This is a genomic window from Flagellimonas sp. HMM57, assembly GCF_021390175.1.
GTDB lineage: Bacteria > Bacteroidota > Bacteroidia > Flavobacteriales > Flavobacteriaceae > Flagellimonas.
Map to the genome: position 1 here is coordinate 2,841,377 of NZ_CP090004.1, position 16,444 is coordinate 2,857,820.

Annotated in this window: 17 protein-coding genes; 13 read left to right on the top strand and 4 right to left on the bottom strand. The window is 38.3% G+C overall.

Features of this window, described 5'->3' with window-relative positions:
• Positions 1-77: 77 nt before the first annotated feature.
• On the bottom strand, positions 78-1,859 hold the full coding sequence (locus tag LV716_RS12555; RefSeq protein ID WP_163418143.1) for a DUF885 family protein: 1,782 nt from the start codon (positions 1,857-1,859) through the stop codon (positions 78-80).
• 625 nt (positions 1,860-2,484) lie between these two features.
• On the opposite strand from LV716_RS12555, the gene LV716_RS12560 reads away from it, so the two are divergent.
• Positions 2,485-3,423 carry a calcium/sodium antiporter gene (locus LV716_RS12560; RefSeq protein WP_163418144.1) on the top strand — a complete coding sequence of 313 codons (939 nt, stop codon included), beginning with the start codon at positions 2,485-2,487 and terminating at the stop codon, positions 3,421-3,423.
• Between the two features lie 163 nt (positions 3,424-3,586).
• Here LV716_RS12560 and LV716_RS12565 read toward each other — a convergent pair whose 3' ends face one another.
• On the bottom strand, positions 3,587-4,597 hold the full coding sequence (locus LV716_RS12565; RefSeq protein WP_163418145.1) for a glutamine synthetase beta-grasp domain-containing protein: 1,011 nt from the start codon (positions 4,595-4,597) through the stop codon (positions 3,587-3,589).
• Between the two features lie 209 nt (positions 4,598-4,806).
• Here LV716_RS12565 and LV716_RS12570 point away from each other — a divergent pair, with 209 nt between their 5' ends.
• From LV716_RS12570 to LV716_RS12605, 8 genes are all read left to right on the top strand, one after another.
• Entirely contained in the window at positions 4,807-6,990 is a 2,184-nt protein-coding gene (locus tag LV716_RS12570; RefSeq protein ID WP_163418146.1) for a glutamine synthetase III, read from the top strand.
• A gap of 100 nt (positions 6,991-7,090) precedes the next feature.
• The gene (locus LV716_RS12575) at positions 7,091-8,269 is read left to right on the top strand and encodes an AIR synthase related protein (RefSeq protein ID WP_163418147.1); all 1,179 of its coding nucleotides are present in this window, start codon (positions 7,091-7,093) and stop codon (positions 8,267-8,269) included.
• A 47-nt stretch (positions 8,270-8,316) separates the two neighbouring features.
• Positions 8,317-8,772, top strand: coding sequence for a ubiquinol-cytochrome c reductase iron-sulfur subunit (locus LV716_RS12580; protein WP_163418148.1), 456 nt, complete (start codon positions 8,317-8,319; stop codon positions 8,770-8,772).
• A 39-nt stretch (positions 8,773-8,811) separates the two neighbouring features.
• A complete protein-coding gene (locus LV716_RS12585; protein WP_233759126.1) occupies positions 8,812-9,069 on the top strand; it encodes a thioredoxin family protein in 258 nt (85 codons plus the stop codon).
• 19 nt (positions 9,070-9,088) lie between these two features.
• Entirely contained in the window at positions 9,089-9,232 is a 144-nt protein-coding gene (locus tag LV716_RS12590) for a hypothetical protein (protein WP_233759127.1), read from the top strand.
• Positions 9,229-10,224 carry an FAD:protein FMN transferase gene (locus tag LV716_RS12595; RefSeq protein ID WP_163418150.1) on the top strand — a complete coding sequence of 332 codons (996 nt, stop codon included), beginning with the start codon at positions 9,229-9,231 and terminating at the stop codon, positions 10,222-10,224. Before LV716_RS12590 ends, LV716_RS12595 begins: the two co-directional genes overlap by 4 nt.
• 9 nt (positions 10,225-10,233) lie before the next feature.
• Positions 10,234-10,443 (top strand): DUF4266 domain-containing protein, encoded by a 210-nt coding sequence (locus LV716_RS12600; RefSeq protein WP_163418151.1) that lies wholly within the window; start codon positions 10,234-10,236, stop codon positions 10,441-10,443.
• Positions 10,430-11,776 (top strand): DUF3570 domain-containing protein, encoded by a 1,347-nt coding sequence (locus tag LV716_RS12605; protein WP_233759128.1) that lies wholly within the window; start codon positions 10,430-10,432, stop codon positions 11,774-11,776. The genes LV716_RS12600 and LV716_RS12605 overlap by 14 nt, the downstream gene beginning before the upstream one ends.
• On the opposite strand, the gene LV716_RS12610 is transcribed toward LV716_RS12605, so the two are convergent.
• Positions 11,763-12,422, bottom strand: a complete 660-nt coding sequence (locus tag LV716_RS12610) for an ABC transporter ATP-binding protein (protein ID WP_163418152.1) — start codon at positions 12,420-12,422, stop codon at positions 11,763-11,765. The two genes, LV716_RS12605 and LV716_RS12610, sit on opposite strands and share 14 nt — an antisense overlap.
• 356 nt (positions 12,423-12,778) lie before the next feature.
• Between LV716_RS12610 and prfA the strand changes: the two genes are divergently transcribed.
• The 3 genes from prfA (at position 12,779) to pyrF (ending at position 15,170) form a co-directional block, all read left to right on the top strand.
• Entirely contained in the window at positions 12,779-13,855 is a 1,077-nt protein-coding gene (gene prfA, locus LV716_RS12615; RefSeq protein ID WP_163418153.1) for a peptide chain release factor 1, read from the top strand.
• A gap of 102 nt (positions 13,856-13,957) precedes the next feature.
• Positions 13,958-14,236 carry a four helix bundle protein gene (locus LV716_RS12620; RefSeq protein ID WP_233759129.1) on the top strand — a complete coding sequence of 93 codons (279 nt, stop codon included), beginning with the start codon at positions 13,958-13,960 and terminating at the stop codon, positions 14,234-14,236.
• Between the two features lie 112 nt (positions 14,237-14,348).
• The gene (pyrF, locus tag LV716_RS12625; RefSeq protein WP_163418154.1) at positions 14,349-15,170 is read left to right on the top strand and encodes an orotidine-5'-phosphate decarboxylase; all 822 of its coding nucleotides are present in this window, start codon (positions 14,349-14,351) and stop codon (positions 15,168-15,170) included.
• 3 nt (positions 15,171-15,173) lie between these two features.
• Here the strand turns inward: pyrF and LV716_RS12630 are convergent, their stop codons facing one another.
• Positions 15,174-15,368, bottom strand: coding sequence for a hypothetical protein (locus LV716_RS12630; protein WP_163418155.1), 195 nt, complete (start codon positions 15,366-15,368; stop codon positions 15,174-15,176).
• A 180-nt stretch (positions 15,369-15,548) separates the two neighbouring features.
• On the opposite strand from LV716_RS12630, the gene LV716_RS12635 reads away from it, so the two are divergent.
• Positions 15,549-16,331 carry an alpha/beta fold hydrolase gene (locus LV716_RS12635; RefSeq protein WP_163418156.1) on the top strand — a complete coding sequence of 261 codons (783 nt, stop codon included), beginning with the start codon at positions 15,549-15,551 and terminating at the stop codon, positions 16,329-16,331.
• The last annotated feature ends 113 nt before the right edge of the window (positions 16,332-16,444 follow it).

The following is a 16,444-nucleotide window of genomic DNA, read 5'->3' on the forward strand; positions in this document are numbered from 1 at the left end:
AACATCGTTCGTCTGTTGAGAACAGCAAATATAACCAAGAAGCAGATATAATTGTCTGCCAATTACCAAAGAAAGTGTTAACTATTGGCTTTTATCCAATTGTTTATTTTTTCCTCCAATAACGCTAGGGGAACGCAGCCGGTTTCCAAGACCTGATTATGAAATTTTCGAATATCAAAATTCTCTCCCAAGGCTTTTTCTGCTTTTTCTCGCAATTCCCTAATTTTCAATTGTCCAATTTTATAGGAAAGCGCTTGTCCGGGATTGGCCATATAGCGTTCTATTTCTGATGTAATGCTCGCTTCAGATTCTGCTTCATTATCCAAAGAGTACTGAATGGCCTCTTCCCTTGTCCATCCTTTGGAATGTAATCCGGTATCCACCACTAAACGCACTGCACGGTGCATTTCGGCTCCTAGCATACCAAAAAGCTGATAGGGATCAGTATAAAGTCCTAACTCAGTACCCAATGATTCGCTGTACAAAGCCCAACCTTCCCCATAACCACTATACCAAAGGGTTTTCCTAAACTTGGGCAGGACTTCACTTTCTTGGGTCAGGGATATTTGGTAATGGTGTCCGGGAATTGCCTCGTGCAAGAAAAGTGATTCGTCCGAGTATGTGTTGTATGCCGTAACATCTGGAATGGGTACATAAAAAATACCGGGCCTTGTTCCATCCAATGAACCTGGATTGTATTCGGCGCTTGCGGATTTTTCCCTAAAAGCTTCAGTACGTTTTACCGCAAAAGCAGTTTTAGGTTTTACGTCGAACAATTTTTCTATCTGTGGTTTCATACGATTATGGATAGCATTAAAGTTGTCGATTACCTCATTCGGTTCTTTGAAGGGCATAAGCTCTTCGTTGCTTCTTACAAAATCAAAAAAAGCTTTTAAGTCTCCTTCAAAACCGACCGTTGTTTTTATCTTTTCCATTTCAGCGCGAATTCTAGCAACTTCACTAAGCCCTAATTCGTGGATTTCGGTGGCTGTCATGTTTGTTGTTGTATACTTTTTTATTTGGTGCGCATAGTAAGCATCGCCATCTGGTTCACCTTGTATACCGCTAGATTCACGTCCTCTTTTGATATACTCTTCACTCATAAACGTATACAGACGCTCATAAGAAGGAACTATTTTATCGAGTATCATTCTTGTAAAGGCTTCTTCTAAAGTTGATTTTTCCTCTTCTGTAAAGTCGTCCGGAAAGTTTTTGATTGGTCCATAAAATAGGTGCTCATCCAAATTCCTATCGGTAAGTGACTGCAATTGCGGTAAAACTTTTTTAATCAAGGATGTTGGTAGTACATGACCTTTTTCCATTCCTTCACGCATTCTTTCTTCTGCTGAATTCATCCACTCTAAATACCCGTCTACCCTTTTCATCCATTTTTCATAATCCTCCACAGTATTAAAGGGCTGCGCGCTAGAACCGCTTGCCAATTGCCCCATGAATAGATTGGGAGACCACATTTGGTCTATTGGAGTTAGATTTGCGTTGAATTTGAGCTCTTCCAAATGGATATTACATTCCCAGGTCAAAATTGCCTTGCTCATTTTTTCACTGTCCGAGAGGTCTTCATCTGAAAAAGTACCCAATTCATTTTTATAGGTACTGTAATGCGTTTTGATTCTTTCCAAATACTCATCTGAAAGTAAATTGACAAAAACATCATCGTAACGATGGTCTCCCGCCATTGTAGCATTGATTGGGTTCAATTTTAGACCATCTTCATAATAATTGTCCAGAATTTTGGAAAAATTCGCGCTGAGGTCTGGAGTGTTCTCTTGCTTTGGTTCTTGTTTGCACGAAAAAAGTGAAACAAGTATGGCGCATAAAAGAGTGATTTTTTTTGTCATTTCAAGTAGCTAAACATTTCAGATGCAAAATACTTAAAATAAGGCAATCTAATGTATTGGGTTTCTCGGTTAGACTAAAATGGATGTAATGAGCTGTATGAGCAACATCACTAAAAACTTAACTATGGTTATCATTGTATTGATTAATTTAAAGGGTGAATATTTGTGGTAAACCGGTTATGTTTTTTGAATATAAAATGAGAATTATCAGGTTTCCAAATACTTAGCTAAAAATTAATTAAATTGAATACAAGATTGTAGCTTAAAAAATGAAATCAACTTTAAGAATTATGTGACTTCCTTAAAAAAAAATTTAATTTATAATATAATATGCATATTTAGATAATAAATGATAACAAATGAAGTGGTCTTTTTATGTAAATTTCAAAACCTAAGGGGGTTTTCATTTGGAAAACCACTTTTTTTTGCCATTCCGTTCTCTTGGACAAATAGATTATTGATTCTTTGGACAGTTCATTTGGTAACAGGTTTTTTGTGCTTTTTGAATATTTTATCACCTTAGTTTTTTAATTTGTTTTGTGGTTTACATGTTTTTATGAAACATTTTTTGTCACTAAGCTATTGACGAATAAATCTTCTTCTATATTTACACCAAATATTATTTTTGGGAAATCTACTTTTTATTGTTCTTGGTCTGGTACTGCTGATTTTGGGAGGAAATTGGTTGTTGAAAGCTGCTGTTGCTCTGTCCTTAAGGCTTGAAATTCCGAAAATAGTGATAGGCATGACAGTGGTTTCTTTCGCTACCTCTGCTCCCGAGCTCATAGTTAGTATCAAAGCCGCTTTAGATGGATTTCCCGATTTGTCTCTGGGCAATGTTGTAGGGTCTAACATTGCTAATTTGGGTCTAGTGCTCGGCATTACGGTGTTGTTGGGGAACATAGATGTACGCAAGAGTTTTTACACCACGGATTGGCCGGTAATGATGGTAGCATCTTTATTGTTTGTTGGCTTTATCTATTTTGATGGGGTCTTGGAACAGTATGAAGGCATTATCATGGTCGTTTTTTTGTTCTTATTTCTTATTTACTTATTGCGTTTTCAAAAGACTGCGGTTATAGACGAAATGCCCGGAGATGATGTTCCGTTACCTTTACATAAAATCGCCCTGTTTCTAGGGATAGGAGGAACTGCTCTTTGGGGCGGTTCGGAGTTATTGATAGATGGCGCTGTGGGTCTGGCATCAGCATTTGGAGTGAGCGATAGGGTCATTGGTATTACCATTGTCTCTGTCGGCACAAGTATCCCGGAATTGGCAGCATCCATTATCGCTATTATCAAAAAAGAGAAGGCTATCTCTCTGGGCAACCTGATTGGCTCCAATATTTTTAACCTTCTCGCTGTTTTGGGAATAACTTCTATAATTACACCAATAACCGTTGTTGACCAAGGGTTGCTCTCTAGCGACATCTTCTGGATGCTTGGAATTTCCTTCTTGATACTCCCTTTGGTGTTTATCCCAAAAGGGTTACGATTAGGATGGCGTGATGGTATAATTCTTGTGGCCTATTATGCAACATTTGTCTATTTTACGATTAGCTAAATTCTTTTTTTCCTACTGCCCAGACTTCAATATTTTATTAAAAATGAGTAAATAAGTTTTGTGTGGACGTAAAATATATATGCCCAATGAAGTAGTAGAAACTAAAAAACCGTCCCAAGTTGAGACGGTTTTCTAAAAATGTATTCAACAATTAATTTATATACTAGACATCGGCAGACTTAACGGTCTTAATAATTCGTGCCGCAATTTTATATGGATCTCCATTGGAGGCTGGTCTTCTATCTTCCAACCAACCTTTCCAGCCTTTCTCAACAGTCATGATAGGAATACGGATAGAAGCCCCTCTATCAGAAACACCATAACTAAAATCTTTTATAGATGCAGTTTCATGGTCACCTGTTAAGCGTTGATCATTAAATTCACCATAAACTTCAATATGCTCTTTTGTAACTGGCCTAAATGCCTCGCATATCTTTTCGTAAACATCTTTAGAACCAGCAGTTCTCAATGTTGTGTTCGAGAAGTTTGCGTGCATACCAGAACCGTTCCAGTCTCCTTTTACAGGTTTTGGGTGATATTCAATGTAGTAACCATAAGACTCTGTCAAACGGTCAAGTAGATATCTGGCGACCCAGATTTCATCACCTGCTTTCTGTGCACCTTTGGCGAATAATTGAAATTCCCACTGGCCAGCAGCAACTTCTTGGTTGATACCTTCAAAGTTTAATCCGGCATCAATGCATTGATTAGCGTGTTCTTCGACTAAATCACGTCCCCAAGTATTTTTTCCTCCTACAGAGCAGTAGTATAGTCCCTGCGGCCCAGGATATCCACCAATAGGGAAACCAAGTGGCAACTGTGTCTCAGTATCCATAATAAAATACTCTTGCTCAAAACCAAACCAGAAATCAGCGTCAGGGTCATCAATGGTTGCCCTTGAATTTGATTCATGCGGTGTACCATCGGCATTCAATACCTCGGTCATAACCAAGTATCCGTTAATGCGTGCTGGGTCTGGGTAAATTGCTACTGGTTTTAACAAACAGTCAGAAGAACCTCCTTCGGCTTGTTTTGTAGAACTCCCATCAAAAGACCACATTGGGCAGTCTTCTAGTTTACCACTAAAATCATCTTCGATTTTTGTTTTACTTCTTAAGTTGGCAGTTGGTTTGTAACCATCCAACCAAATGTACTCTAATTTAGATTTGCTCATAATTCCGGCAGTTATTTGTTCTCAAGTTTACGATTGACAAAAATATGTTTTTCATTCAATAATATAGGTTTATGAGGGTTAAAATCACAAACTAATGGATATATTTTAAATTACCCCTATTTTGTGTAGGGCTGAATGAAAAAAAAGTAAATTTTGAAGGATATATTATTAAATTGTTAATTGTAGCTTTGTGATTTAAATTTTAAGTAATGTCAAATACAAGATTTGAAGCACTGACAAAGAGTCGTAAAAGGGTTCACGCTACAGGGGAAACAGGCAAACGTTCTGAATTGTTCGGAAAAAACGTCTTTAATGAAGAACGAATGCTTCAGTTTTTGACCAGGGAAGCCTTTGATAAGGTCAAATCCGCCATTTTTCAAGGAAATAAAATAGATAGAAAGATTGCGGACCAAGTTGCGGAAGGTATGAAAGCATGGGCACTGTCTATGGGTGCTACGCATTACACACACTGGTTTCAACCCTTAACAGGTTCCACGGCGGAAAAGCACGATGCATTTTTTGACATACTATCGGATGGAAGAGCGATGGAAAAATTTGAAGGTGCCCAACTGGTACAACAAGAACCAGATGCTTCTAGCTTTCCAAGTGGTGGAATACGTAATACTTTCGAAGCAAGAGGGTATACCGCTTGGGATCCCACATCACCAGCTTTTATCTATAAAACAACACTTTGCATCCCAACAATTTTTGTTGCATATACAGGTGAGGCATTGGATAATAAGGCTCCATTATTAAGAGCTTTGCATGCCGTGGATGAAGCTGCAACGGCAGTGGCTCAATATTTTGATAAAAATGTGCGTAAGGTCTATGCAACTTTAGGCTGGGAACAAGAATACTTTCTAGTGGATAAGGCACTTGCACAGTCTAGGTTGGATATTGTAATGACAGGACGTACCTTGGTGGGCAACCCTGCCGCAAAAGGCCAACAATTGGACGACCATTATTTTGGAGTGATTCCTGCCAGGGCACTCAATTTTATGAGTGATTTGGAAAAACAGTGTACCAAGTTGGGTATTCCGGTCAAGACCCGCCATAATGAAGTGGCCCCAAATCAGTTTGAACTTGCGCCCGTTTTCGAAGAAGCTAACCTTTCCGTAGATCACAATTTGTTGTTGATGGATGTCATGGAAGAAATTGCTGATAAACATAATTTTACCGTCCTTTTTCATGAAAAGCCCTTCGCTGGTGTAAATGGCTCGGGAAAGCATAATAATTGGTCTTTGGCAACAAATACTGGGGTCAATCTTCTGAGCCCGGGCTCTACACCAATGAAGAACCTTCAATTTTTGACCTTTTTTATTAATACTATAAAAGCTGTTGATATTTATGAGGAGTTGTTGCGCTCTTCTATTGCATCTGCCAGTAATGACCATAGATTGGGTGCCAATGAAGCACCACCTTCCATTATTTCCATTTTTATTGGAAAACAATTGAGTGATGTTCTTGATGAACTGGAAGGCGTTTCCAAAGGAAAATTATCACCTCAAGAGAAAACGGAACTTAAACTGAATGTAGTCGGTAAAATTCCTGAAATCCTATTGGACAATACCGACAGAAACAGAACCTCACCTTTTGCTTTTACAGGAAACAAGTTCGAAATTAGAGGTGTTGGTGCAAAGACCAATTGCGCAAAACCCATGACCATTTTGAATACTATTGTTGCCAAGCAGCTGAAGGATTTTAAGAAAGAGGTCGATACCTTAATAGACAAAAAGAATCTTAAAAAAGATGAGGCAGTCTTTAATGTGTTGCGGGAATATATTAAAACCTCCAAGCGAATCCGGTTTGATGGTGATGGCTACGGAATGGAATGGCAGGAAGAAGCCAGAAGAAGAAAACTGAGCAATAATAAAAATACACCAGAAGCACTTCAGGTGCTAACGTCTAAAGAAAGTGTAGCACTTTTTAAGGATATGGACGTTATGAGCGAAGTGGAGCTAAACGCGCATCAAGAAGTAGAGTTGGAAGCCTATATTTTTCATCTTCAGATCGAGGGGAGAGTGCTGGGAGAAATGGTGTACAATCACATCATACCTGCTGCATTGCGTTATCAGAATTTGCTTTTGGAAAATGTAAAGGGCCTTAAAGAAGTCTATGGAGCAGCTCACAAAAAAGTTGCTGAGGGGCAATTGAATATTCTGGAACAGATCGGGGAGCACATATCGGAAATCAAAAAACAAACGGATGATATGACTGCTGCTCGTAGACGTGCCAATGGACTCTCTACAATCAATAAAAAAGCTCAAGCGTATTGTAATAACGTAAAACCCTATTTTGAAACCATACGGGAGCAATCTGACAAGTTGGAAAAATTGATTTCAGACGATTTATGGCCATTCACCAAATATAGGGAGTTGCTATTTGCGAGGTGATCAAGAAAAGATGAAAGCCGACGTTAGCAGAACTTAAAAGAATAAAATCATATTTCGGGTTAATTAACAGCTTTCCGCTATTTTTGCGCAAAGCAAATTTATGTCTTCAGACACTAGTAAAAGATATGCCCAACGTGGAGTTTCGGCTTCAAAGGAAGATGTGCACAACGCCATAAAAAATATTGATAAAGGGCTTTTTCCCAAGGCTTTTTGTAAAGTAGTACCAGATTACCTCACAGGTAGTAACGAGCATTGTTTGGTGATGCATGCAGATGGTGCTGGGACAAAGTCTTCGTTGGCATACATGTATTGGAAGGAAACAGGGGACATTTCGGTTTGGAAAGGAATAGCCCAAGACGCACTCATCATGAACGTGGACGATTTAATCTGTGTTGGGGCCACGGACAACATCATGTTATCCTCTACCATAGGACGAAATAAAAATGTAATACCAGGGGAAGTTATTTCTGCTATCATCAATGGCACCGAGGAGTTAATTGCCGATTTGAAAAATCACGGAATAACCATTCATTCCACTGGCGGGGAAACTGCCGATGTTGGGGATTTGGTACGCACCATCATCGTAGATTCAACGGTTACGGCCCGCGTTGAACGAAAAAATATCATTGATAATGCCAATATAAAAGCGGGAGATGTTATCATAGGTTTGGCATCTTTTGGTCAGGCAACCTATGAAAATGAATATAATGGTGGTATGGGCAGTAACGGCCTTACCTCTGCACGCCATGATGTCTTTGGGAAGTATCTGGCTGAAAAATATCCAGAAAGTTTTGATCCATCTGTTCCCGATGAACTGGTCTACTCTGGTACTACAGAGCTTACGGCAGATGTACCTAATTCTACATTGGATGCGGGTAAGCTGGTGCTTTCACCTACTAGAACATATGCCCCTATCATTAAAGAAGTATTGGAAAATTATACAGCCAAAGACATCCACGGCATGGTACATTGCAGTGGGGGAGCTCAGACAAAAATCCTTCACTTTGTCGAAAATCTTCATATTATCAAAGACAATATGTTTTCCATTCCTCCGCTTTTTAAGTTGATCCAAGAGCAATCAGGGACCGACTGGAAAGAAATGTATCAGGTTTTTAACTGTGGCCATCGTATGGAACTTTATGTGAATGAGGCGGTTGCATCGGATATTATTGAAATTTCGCAAAGCTTTAATGTGGATGCCCAAATTATAGGTCATGTAGAAAGTGTCCGTTCCAAAAAACTGACCATCAAAAGTGAGTTTGGCAAGTTTGAATATTGACATACGATTTAGGGTAAATTAACGTTATTTCTACATAACCCCACGCTATGGAAAGAAAAGCTTTTTTAAGGAGTTTGGGTGCAGGCGCTGCTTTTGCCCTTACTTTTCCTTGTTTACATGGTTGTTCTAATGATTCAGAAGATTTGGAGCAATTCCCAGAACCGGACGGAGTTGACTTTACAATAGATTTGACATCTGCTGAAGCTACTCCATTAGCTGACAACGGGGGATTCATCCTCGTGAAATCAAGTCAAAGTTTAGGGTACACAGACATCGTCGTCGCCAGAAATCTTGAGGGCGATTTAATTGCTGCAAGTCAGATTTGTAGTCATCAGCAAACTGAGGAGGTGCGTTTTATTTCTGAAGATGGTGGGATTTTCAGATGTTCTACCCATGGTTCAAGGTTCGATCAGGACGGTACACCTTTAAATTCGATAACAAGCAACCCTTTACGGGTCTTTAATACAGAACTTACGGATTCTACCCTTCGTGTTTTTGAATAGAGGTACACTTAATCTAGGTTTATGAAAAATGTTATGCTTATGGCATTTTATTTTTTTGTTGCCACGTTGCAAGCGCAATTGTGGCAAGAAACCTTTGATGGTGCTATTGATCAAGCAAATGAAGAGAACAAACCCATTGTTTTGGTTTTTTCGGGGTCGGACTGGTGTGCGCCCTGCATTCGTTTAAAACGAAGTATTCTTGAATCGGATTATTTTAAAACGTATGCGTCTGCCAACTACATTTTGTACAATGCCGATTTCCCAAGAAAGAAAAAAAAATCAACTTCCCTTAGATAAGTTGAACACCAATAAATCCTTGGCAGAAAAATATAATCCAAAGGGATACTTTCCACTAGTTGTGCTCATGGACAAGCAGCAAGTGGTGTTGGGAAAAACAGGTTTCTCTAAAAAGAATTCGCCGGAAGAATATGTTTCGGTACTGAACGGGTTTCTAGAATGAGAACAGTACTGATCATTTTTTGTAGCTTATGCTGTATGCTTTCCCAAGGGCAGCGGCAAGAAGATGTTACCGTAAAGCGTACGTTGAAGCTAATGGGAACTACGTTCGAAATAATTGTGGTTGCGCCTAACGAGGACATTGGCTACCTTGATATTGATGAAGCTGTATCAGAAATAGAGCGAATCGAAAAAATGATATCTTCTTGGGATGAAGCATCAGAGACATCATTGATCAATAAAAATGCCGGTATTAAACCGGTAAAAGTATCACCCGAATTATTCCGATTGATTGAGCGTTCAAAAAAAATATCCGAAATCACTGATGGGGCTTTCGATATTACGTATGCATCCATAGATAAAGTTTGGAGATTTGATGGTACCATGAAAAAAGTACCTGAAAAAGGACACATACAACAGTCCATTGCTAAGATTGGATACGGAAAAATAGTATTGAACTCCATGGAACGAACGGTTTATTTGACAGAGCCTGGAATGCGTATCGGCTTTGGGGCTATTGGAAAGGGGTATGCTGCCGACAAGGCTAAAGAACTTATGGTCTCGAAACAGGTAAAAGGAGGGATTATCAATGCTTCTGGTGATTTGACCACATGGGGCACAAAAGCCTCTGGAGAAAAATGGGTTATAGGAATATCCAATCCTCTGGACAAGGATAAAGTTTTTAGTTGGTTGCCCATAGTGGAATCTTCAGTAGCTACGTCTGGTAATTATGAAAAGTATGTAACGCTCGACGGCAAAAAATATTCTCACATCATTGATCCACGAACCGGCTATCCAACAGAGGGAATTAACAGTGTATCTATTTTTGCAAAGACTGCGGAATTGTGTGATGCCTTGGCAACGGCTGTTTTTATAATGGGGAAGGACAGCGGAATACATATGATAAATCAGATTGATGGGGTAGAGGTCGTTCTGGTTGATTCTGATAATAAGATTCACAAGAGTTCTGGAATCGTTTTTGACAAAAAGCTGTAATTTTAACATATGCAAAAACTTCTGTATCTCTTTGTTTTGTTGATAGTCACCAGTTCTTGTGTAGTGGTCAGGGAATATGACAAGGTTTATATCAATGATGCTGAAATGCAATTGGGCGCGCGTGCTTCTGAACGTTTTGAGACCAATTTTCAAATCTATAGGGAAGCTTCGGCAGGTGCCAATGGTGGAAAAACAGGAGGTGGCTGTGGGTGCAACTAAAGCTATGGTCGAAAGGACACAAATCACTTTTTTTACGGTTCAATTTTCGGATAAACCATTTTATACATTACTTCTTATAGGTTTTTTACTCATTGGCTATAATGGGTTTGCACAACAAAACAATTCTTACACTAAGAGAGTATTGGAAACCAGTGAGATAGACCTTTTGTTCAGTTATTATGAACAAGATGGTCAAAATGCCGCAGTTACGGGAGGTGAAGGTACCGAAGAGCTCACCGATGCAACATCAACTGTTGTTCTGCGTATGCCCATGAACGAGGATGATGTGTTGACGGTAGATGTAGGAATATCGGCATATACCTCTGCATCATCAAGTAATGTGAACCCTCTGGATGGAACCAATCTCAATACTTCCCCTTTTGATGCATCCTCTGGTGAATCAAGACAAGATTTACTGGCATATATAAACCCCAGTTATCAGCATAGTTCAGAAGATAGAAATATAGTTTGGAACGCTAATGCTTATTTTTCGAACGAGTACGACTATGTTTCCATTGGTTTTGGAGGTGGTTACACCAGATTGTTCAATGAAAAAAACACGGAATTATCTATTAGTGGTCGGGTATTTTTGGACAAATGGAATGCAATTTACCCCATTGAACTACGACAAGGTTTTTTTGATGATCGTATTACTGGAAACGGTACCTATAACCCAAATTTTTTAGAGTTTGAAAATGAAAACAGGAATTCCTATTCTTTATCCTTAGGTTTCTCTCAAATCTTGAGCAAGAAATTGCAAGGTGCACTTTTCATGGACTTGGTTTCTCAAAATGGATTGCTCAGCACTCCTTTTCAGCGGGTATATTTTGGAGATACGGAAGCTTTCTTTATTGACGATTTTCAATTGGCCGATGATGTGGAACGATTACCGGAAAGCAGATTTAAAGTTCCCATTGGTGGTAGGTTAAATTATTATGTGAACGATTTTTTAATATTGCGTTCGTACTACCGTTTTTATTGGGATGACTGGGGCATAACCTCGCATACCGCAAGTTTGGAAGCACCGGTCAAAGTAACGGACAAGTTTACGTTATATCCTACGTATCGCTATTACACCCAATCCGCTGCAGACTATTTTTATGCCAAAGAAGGTGCGTTTTCTACCTTCGAGTTTTATACTTCGGATTATGATTTGTCCCAGTATGATGCACATCAATACGGGTTGGGAATTCAGTACAAGGATATCTTCGCTAATTCCAAGATTTTGTCCTTTGGTCTTAAAACAATCGATTTACAACTAAGTCAATACGACAGGAGCGATGGGCTTAATGCTTACATTGTTACTTTGGGTACAACATTTATTGGGAATTAGAGGATAAATATCCGTCTCTGACCAAGTCATCTTTACTACTTATGAGTTTGGATTGTCCACCTTTCATAAGATAAATGGTATCTCCAATATCCATAATATCATTATAAAAATGATCGGTCACAATAAGTATTTTTTCCTTCTTTTTTGATTGAATCATTGTTTTGAATATGTCCACATAAATAGGTGCGATAAAAGAAAAAGGTTCGTCTAACATGATTATTTTAGAGTCCCGATTCAGGATAAGGTAGGTTTCCAGTATTCTTATTTCTCCGCTTGAAAGTTCTGAAACGCTATGGTTCTTATAAATTTTGAAGCTATCAAAGTAATCAGTGAATCTATTCCAGTCTTCCCTATATAGACTGAATATTTTCTTGACCTTGATACCGTTGGGTAGCAACTGATGCTGGGGAAGATATGCTATGTTGTTTGACAAGTATAACTTGCCCTTATGATTTCTACCATTGATTCTTATGGTCTTGTATTTTGGTTGCAAGCTCCCGAACAGTATTTTAAGCAGTGATGTTTTTCCGCACCCATTTCTTCCTAAAATTCCTGTTACTTGGCCTTCAATTGCTTTAAGGTAGATGCCCGATAATATTCTTTTGGAACCAAAATTCAGTTCTATGTTGTCTATCTCAAGAACCACTTTACAAAAATATTGAATGAATGAGTGCTGAGACTAAAGTGTCGTAAGCAAACGAAATCAAAAAAAGTAAAGTTTTGGAAAGTCCAAAATTCTGATAAAAAACAAGCTTTTGCTTTAATTTTTCTTCTTCGAAAAGAAAAAATACCAAACCAACTAACACTGCTTTACAAAGGAATATTGGCAAAAAGGGAAGGTTCGCATAGCATAGGAATGCTGTAACTCCAATAGAAATAGCCAAAATCCATCTGCTGAACAAAAAAGCCAAAGAATAGGTGGTAAGACGGAACAGTGCGCCCATAACTGGAATTAAATGTACAAATTAATTGTAAATTCGTATTCTTAACGTAGATTGATTTATGCTTGACAAACTCAATATAGTAAAACAGCGTTTTGATGAGGTTTCCGACCTTATCATTCAACCAGATATCATTTCTGACCAGAAACGATATGTAAAGCTCAATAAGGAATATAAAGACTTAAAAGTGCTTGTTGACAAACGTGAAGAATACATAACGCTCAACAATAATATGAGCGAGGCAGAAGAAATTATTTCTGATGGTAGTGATGCCGAGATGTTGGAAATGGCTAAAATGCAATTGGATGAGGCCAAGAGCTTGCTTCCAAAATTGGAGGAAGAAATAAAGTTGCTTTTGATACCCAAGGACCCAGAGGATGAAAAGAATGTGGTGATGGAAGTTCGCGCAGGAACCGGTGGTGACGAGGCAAGTATTTTTGCCGGGGATTTATATCGTATGTATGCAAAGTATTGTGAATCTAAAGGGTGGAAAACCAATATTATGGATTTAAGCGAAGGAACTAGTGGTGGTTACAAGGAAATCCATTTTGAAGTAACCGGTGAAGATGTATACGGCACACTAAAGTTTGAAGCTGGTGTACATCGTGTGCAACGTGTGCCACAAACGGAGACTCAAGGCAGAGTGCATACCAGTGCCGCAACGGTAATGGTAATTCCAGAAGCAGAGGATTTTGATGTCCAAATAGACCCAAAAGATGTTCGTATCGATTTTTTCTGTTCTTCAGGTCCCGGTGGACAATCTGTAAACACTACCTATTCTGCAGTTAGATTAACACACGTTCCCACAGGTTTGGTTGCACAATGCCAAGACCAGAAATCTCAGCATAAGAACAAAGAAAAAGCTTTTAAGGTGTTGCGTTCAAGACTGTACGATTTGGAGTTGGCCAAAAAGCAGGAAGAAGATGCTGCTAAACGAAACTCACAGGTTAGCAGTGGAGACCGCTCCGCAAAGATTAGAACCTATAATTATCCCCAAGGCAGGGTTACAGACCATAGAATTGGTCTTACCCTTTATGATTTACAGAATATAATCAATGGAGACATCCAGAAAATCATTGATGAATTAATGCTAGTAGAGAACACGGAGAAATTGAAAGAGGCATCGGAGATTTTTTAGCTTTAGTAGTTAGTGGTTATGAATTGATTGTCAGTTCGAACGCAGTCAAGAACTAACTTGGATGTTTGGTTTTTGGTGTTAGGTTAGCTTAAGAAATAGTTGTTGAGAAATTTTAGAGATTTAGACATTTGGAAAAATGGAGTTGAATTGGTTAAAGATGTCTACCAACTAATTGAAGGTTTTCCAAATACAGAGAAGTACGGATTATCATCTCAAATCTCACGATGTGCTGTTTCTGTACCGTCAAATATTGCTGAAGGATGTTCAAGAGAATCCCAAAAGGATTTTTCAAGATTTTTGCAAATAACATTAGGTTCTTCATACGAATTAGAAACTCAATTACTTATTTCTAAAGAATTGGAACTTATAAATGGAAGTTGATTATGATACAATTATCAAAAAGCTCCGTAATCTTCAAAGAAGCATAAATTCACTTAAAAAATATGTCGACTCAACAACCTAATACCCTAAACCTAACACCTAATTTCATCGAATGAAAATAGACCATTTAATATCACAGATTCAACAAAAAAAATCCTTTTTATGTGTTGGTCTGGATACGGACCTTGATAAAATACCCCAACATCTTCTTAAAGAAGAAGATCCAATTTTTTCATTCAACAAAGCGATTATTGATGCTACACATCAATACTGTGTTGCTTATAAACCTAATATCGCATTTTATGAAGCGTATGGTCTTAAAGGATGGAAATCGCTCGAACGCACCATAGAGTATTTAAACGAGAATCATCCTGATATTTTTACAATTGCAGATGCAAAACGGGGGGATATTGGGAATACGTCCACAAGATATGCAAAAGCATTTTTTGAAACATTGAATTTTGATTCAATTACCATAGCGCCCTACATGGGGAAGGATTCCGTAGAACCATTTTTGGTGTTTGAAGATAAACATACCATCTTGTTGGCATTAACATCCAATCAAGGTGCTTTTGATTTTCAAACTAAGAATGTGGGAAAACATGAGTTGTACAAAGAGGTTTTGGAAACCTCTAGAAATTATGAGAATGCCGATAGGTTAATGTATGTGGTGGGTGCAACCAAAGCATCTTACCTTGGTGAAATACGAAAAATCATTCCAGAAAGCTTTTTGTTGGTTCCTGGCGTTGGTGCACAAGGGGGAAGCTTACAGGAAGTCTGTAAACACGGTATTACAAAAAGCGTGGGGTTGTTGGTAAATTCTTCTAGAGGAATTCTATACGCCTCACATGACCATAATTTTGCCCATGCTGCTGCAGAAAAAGCGAAAGGTATACAAAAGGAAATGGAAATTGAATTGGGTAAGTTGAATTGAGACTTACACCAAACCCTCCAATGTCTTTTTTATTCCCTGGGCTTTTTTAGTAAAGAATTCTCTCAAATTAGTGTCCATATGCGTTGCATCAGATGCTTTTTCCATAAAATTCTGATACATAAACTCTAAAACTGATATCGCTTGACTTCCGCTGGTTATTGGAGTCACTGCTCCAACTTTACAATATTGCTCACTCATCATTACAAGATTTGTTATAACAAAGATACGTTGAAAACCCAGCTATGGACTATAGAATGAAGGGTTACACACCTAGAAATCAGGTACTTTATCTAAAATTTAACAATATCGAGATTGCCATCATTTTGATCTAACCTTTTGTAAGTGAAAAATTAACGTACTTTTATAAAAAAACAATCTTTGCTACACTACACGGCATACAGACATGAAACATCAAAAGATTGGGTAACCTTCGTACACGGTGCAGGGGGTAGTTCTACGATTTGGTACAAACAATTAAGGGATTTTAAAAAGCATTTTAATATACTATTATTGGATTTGAGAGGACATGGTAACTCCAAGCCGAACATAAAAGATGCTTTTAACGATAAGTATACCTTTGATTCCATTACAGCGGACATCATCGAGGTATTGGACCATGAAAAGATTGAGAAATCCCATTTTATTGGGATATCGTTAGGGACCATTTTAATTCGAAACTTAGCAGAGAATTATTCCAACAGGGTAGTTAGTATGGTCATGGGCGGTGCTATAATGAAGCTTAACTTAAGGTCCCAAGTCCTAATGCGTTTGGGGGTTATTTTTAAATCAATAGTACCCTATCTATGGTTGTACAAGTTTTTTGCTTTTGTAATCATGCCAAATAAGAATCATAGGGAGTCCCGCTCTTTGTTTGTGAGAGAAGCCAAAAAACTATATCAAAAGGAATTTATCAGATGGTTTAAGTTGACTTCGGAGATTAATCCATTATTACGTTTTTTTAGAGCGGTCGATATCAAAATACCAACATTTTATATCATGGGAGGTGAGGATTACCTATTTCTTCCAACGATAAAGAAAGTTGTTGATTCGCATGTTGAATCAACTTTGTTCGTTATAGAGAATTGTGGTCATGTGGTCAATGTCGAAAAGCCATCGGTTTTTAACGAAAAGGTAATCACTTACCTTAAGAATGTAGAATAGCTATAAACTGGATAGGTTACCTTCTCTTTAAAAAAGAAACAGCTCTTAGGTAAAGGTTAGTATTGCTGACTAATTCAATCATTCCTTAAAAGTTGAGACCATAAATGTCTTAC

Bases quoted from the DNA above. Each gene is read 5' to 3' on its own strand.
- LV716_RS12555 (WP_163418143.1), bottom strand. From the start codon at position 1,859: ATGACAAAAAAAATCACTCTTTTATGCGCCATACTTGTTTCACTTTTT.
- LV716_RS12565 (WP_163418145.1), bottom strand. From the start codon at position 4,597: ATGAGCAAATCTAAATTAGAGTACATTTGGTTGGATGGTTACAAACCA.
- LV716_RS12570 (WP_163418146.1), top strand. From the start codon at position 4,807: ATGTCAAATACAAGATTTGAAGCACTGACAAAGAGTCGTAAAAGGGTT.
- LV716_RS12575 (WP_163418147.1), top strand. From the start codon at position 7,091: ATGTCTTCAGACACTAGTAAAAGATATGCCCAACGTGGAGTTTCGGCT.
- LV716_RS12580 (WP_163418148.1), top strand. From the start codon at position 8,317: ATGGAAAGAAAAGCTTTTTTAAGGAGTTTGGGTGCAGGCGCTGCTTTT.
- LV716_RS12585 (WP_233759126.1), top strand. From the start codon at position 8,812: ATGGCATTTTATTTTTTTGTTGCCACGTTGCAAGCGCAATTGTGGCAA.
- LV716_RS12595 (WP_163418150.1), top strand. From the start codon at position 9,229: ATGAGAACAGTACTGATCATTTTTTGTAGCTTATGCTGTATGCTTTCC.
- LV716_RS12600 (WP_163418151.1), top strand. From the start codon at position 10,234: ATGCAAAAACTTCTGTATCTCTTTGTTTTGTTGATAGTCACCAGTTCT.
- prfA (WP_163418153.1), top strand. From the start codon at position 12,779: ATGCTTGACAAACTCAATATAGTAAAACAGCGTTTTGATGAGGTTTCC.
- pyrF (WP_163418154.1), top strand. From the start codon at position 14,349: ATGAAAATAGACCATTTAATATCACAGATTCAACAAAAAAAATCCTTT.
- LV716_RS12630 (WP_163418155.1), bottom strand. From the start codon at position 15,368: ATGAGTGAGCAATATTGTAAAGTTGGAGCAGTGACTCCAATAACCAGC.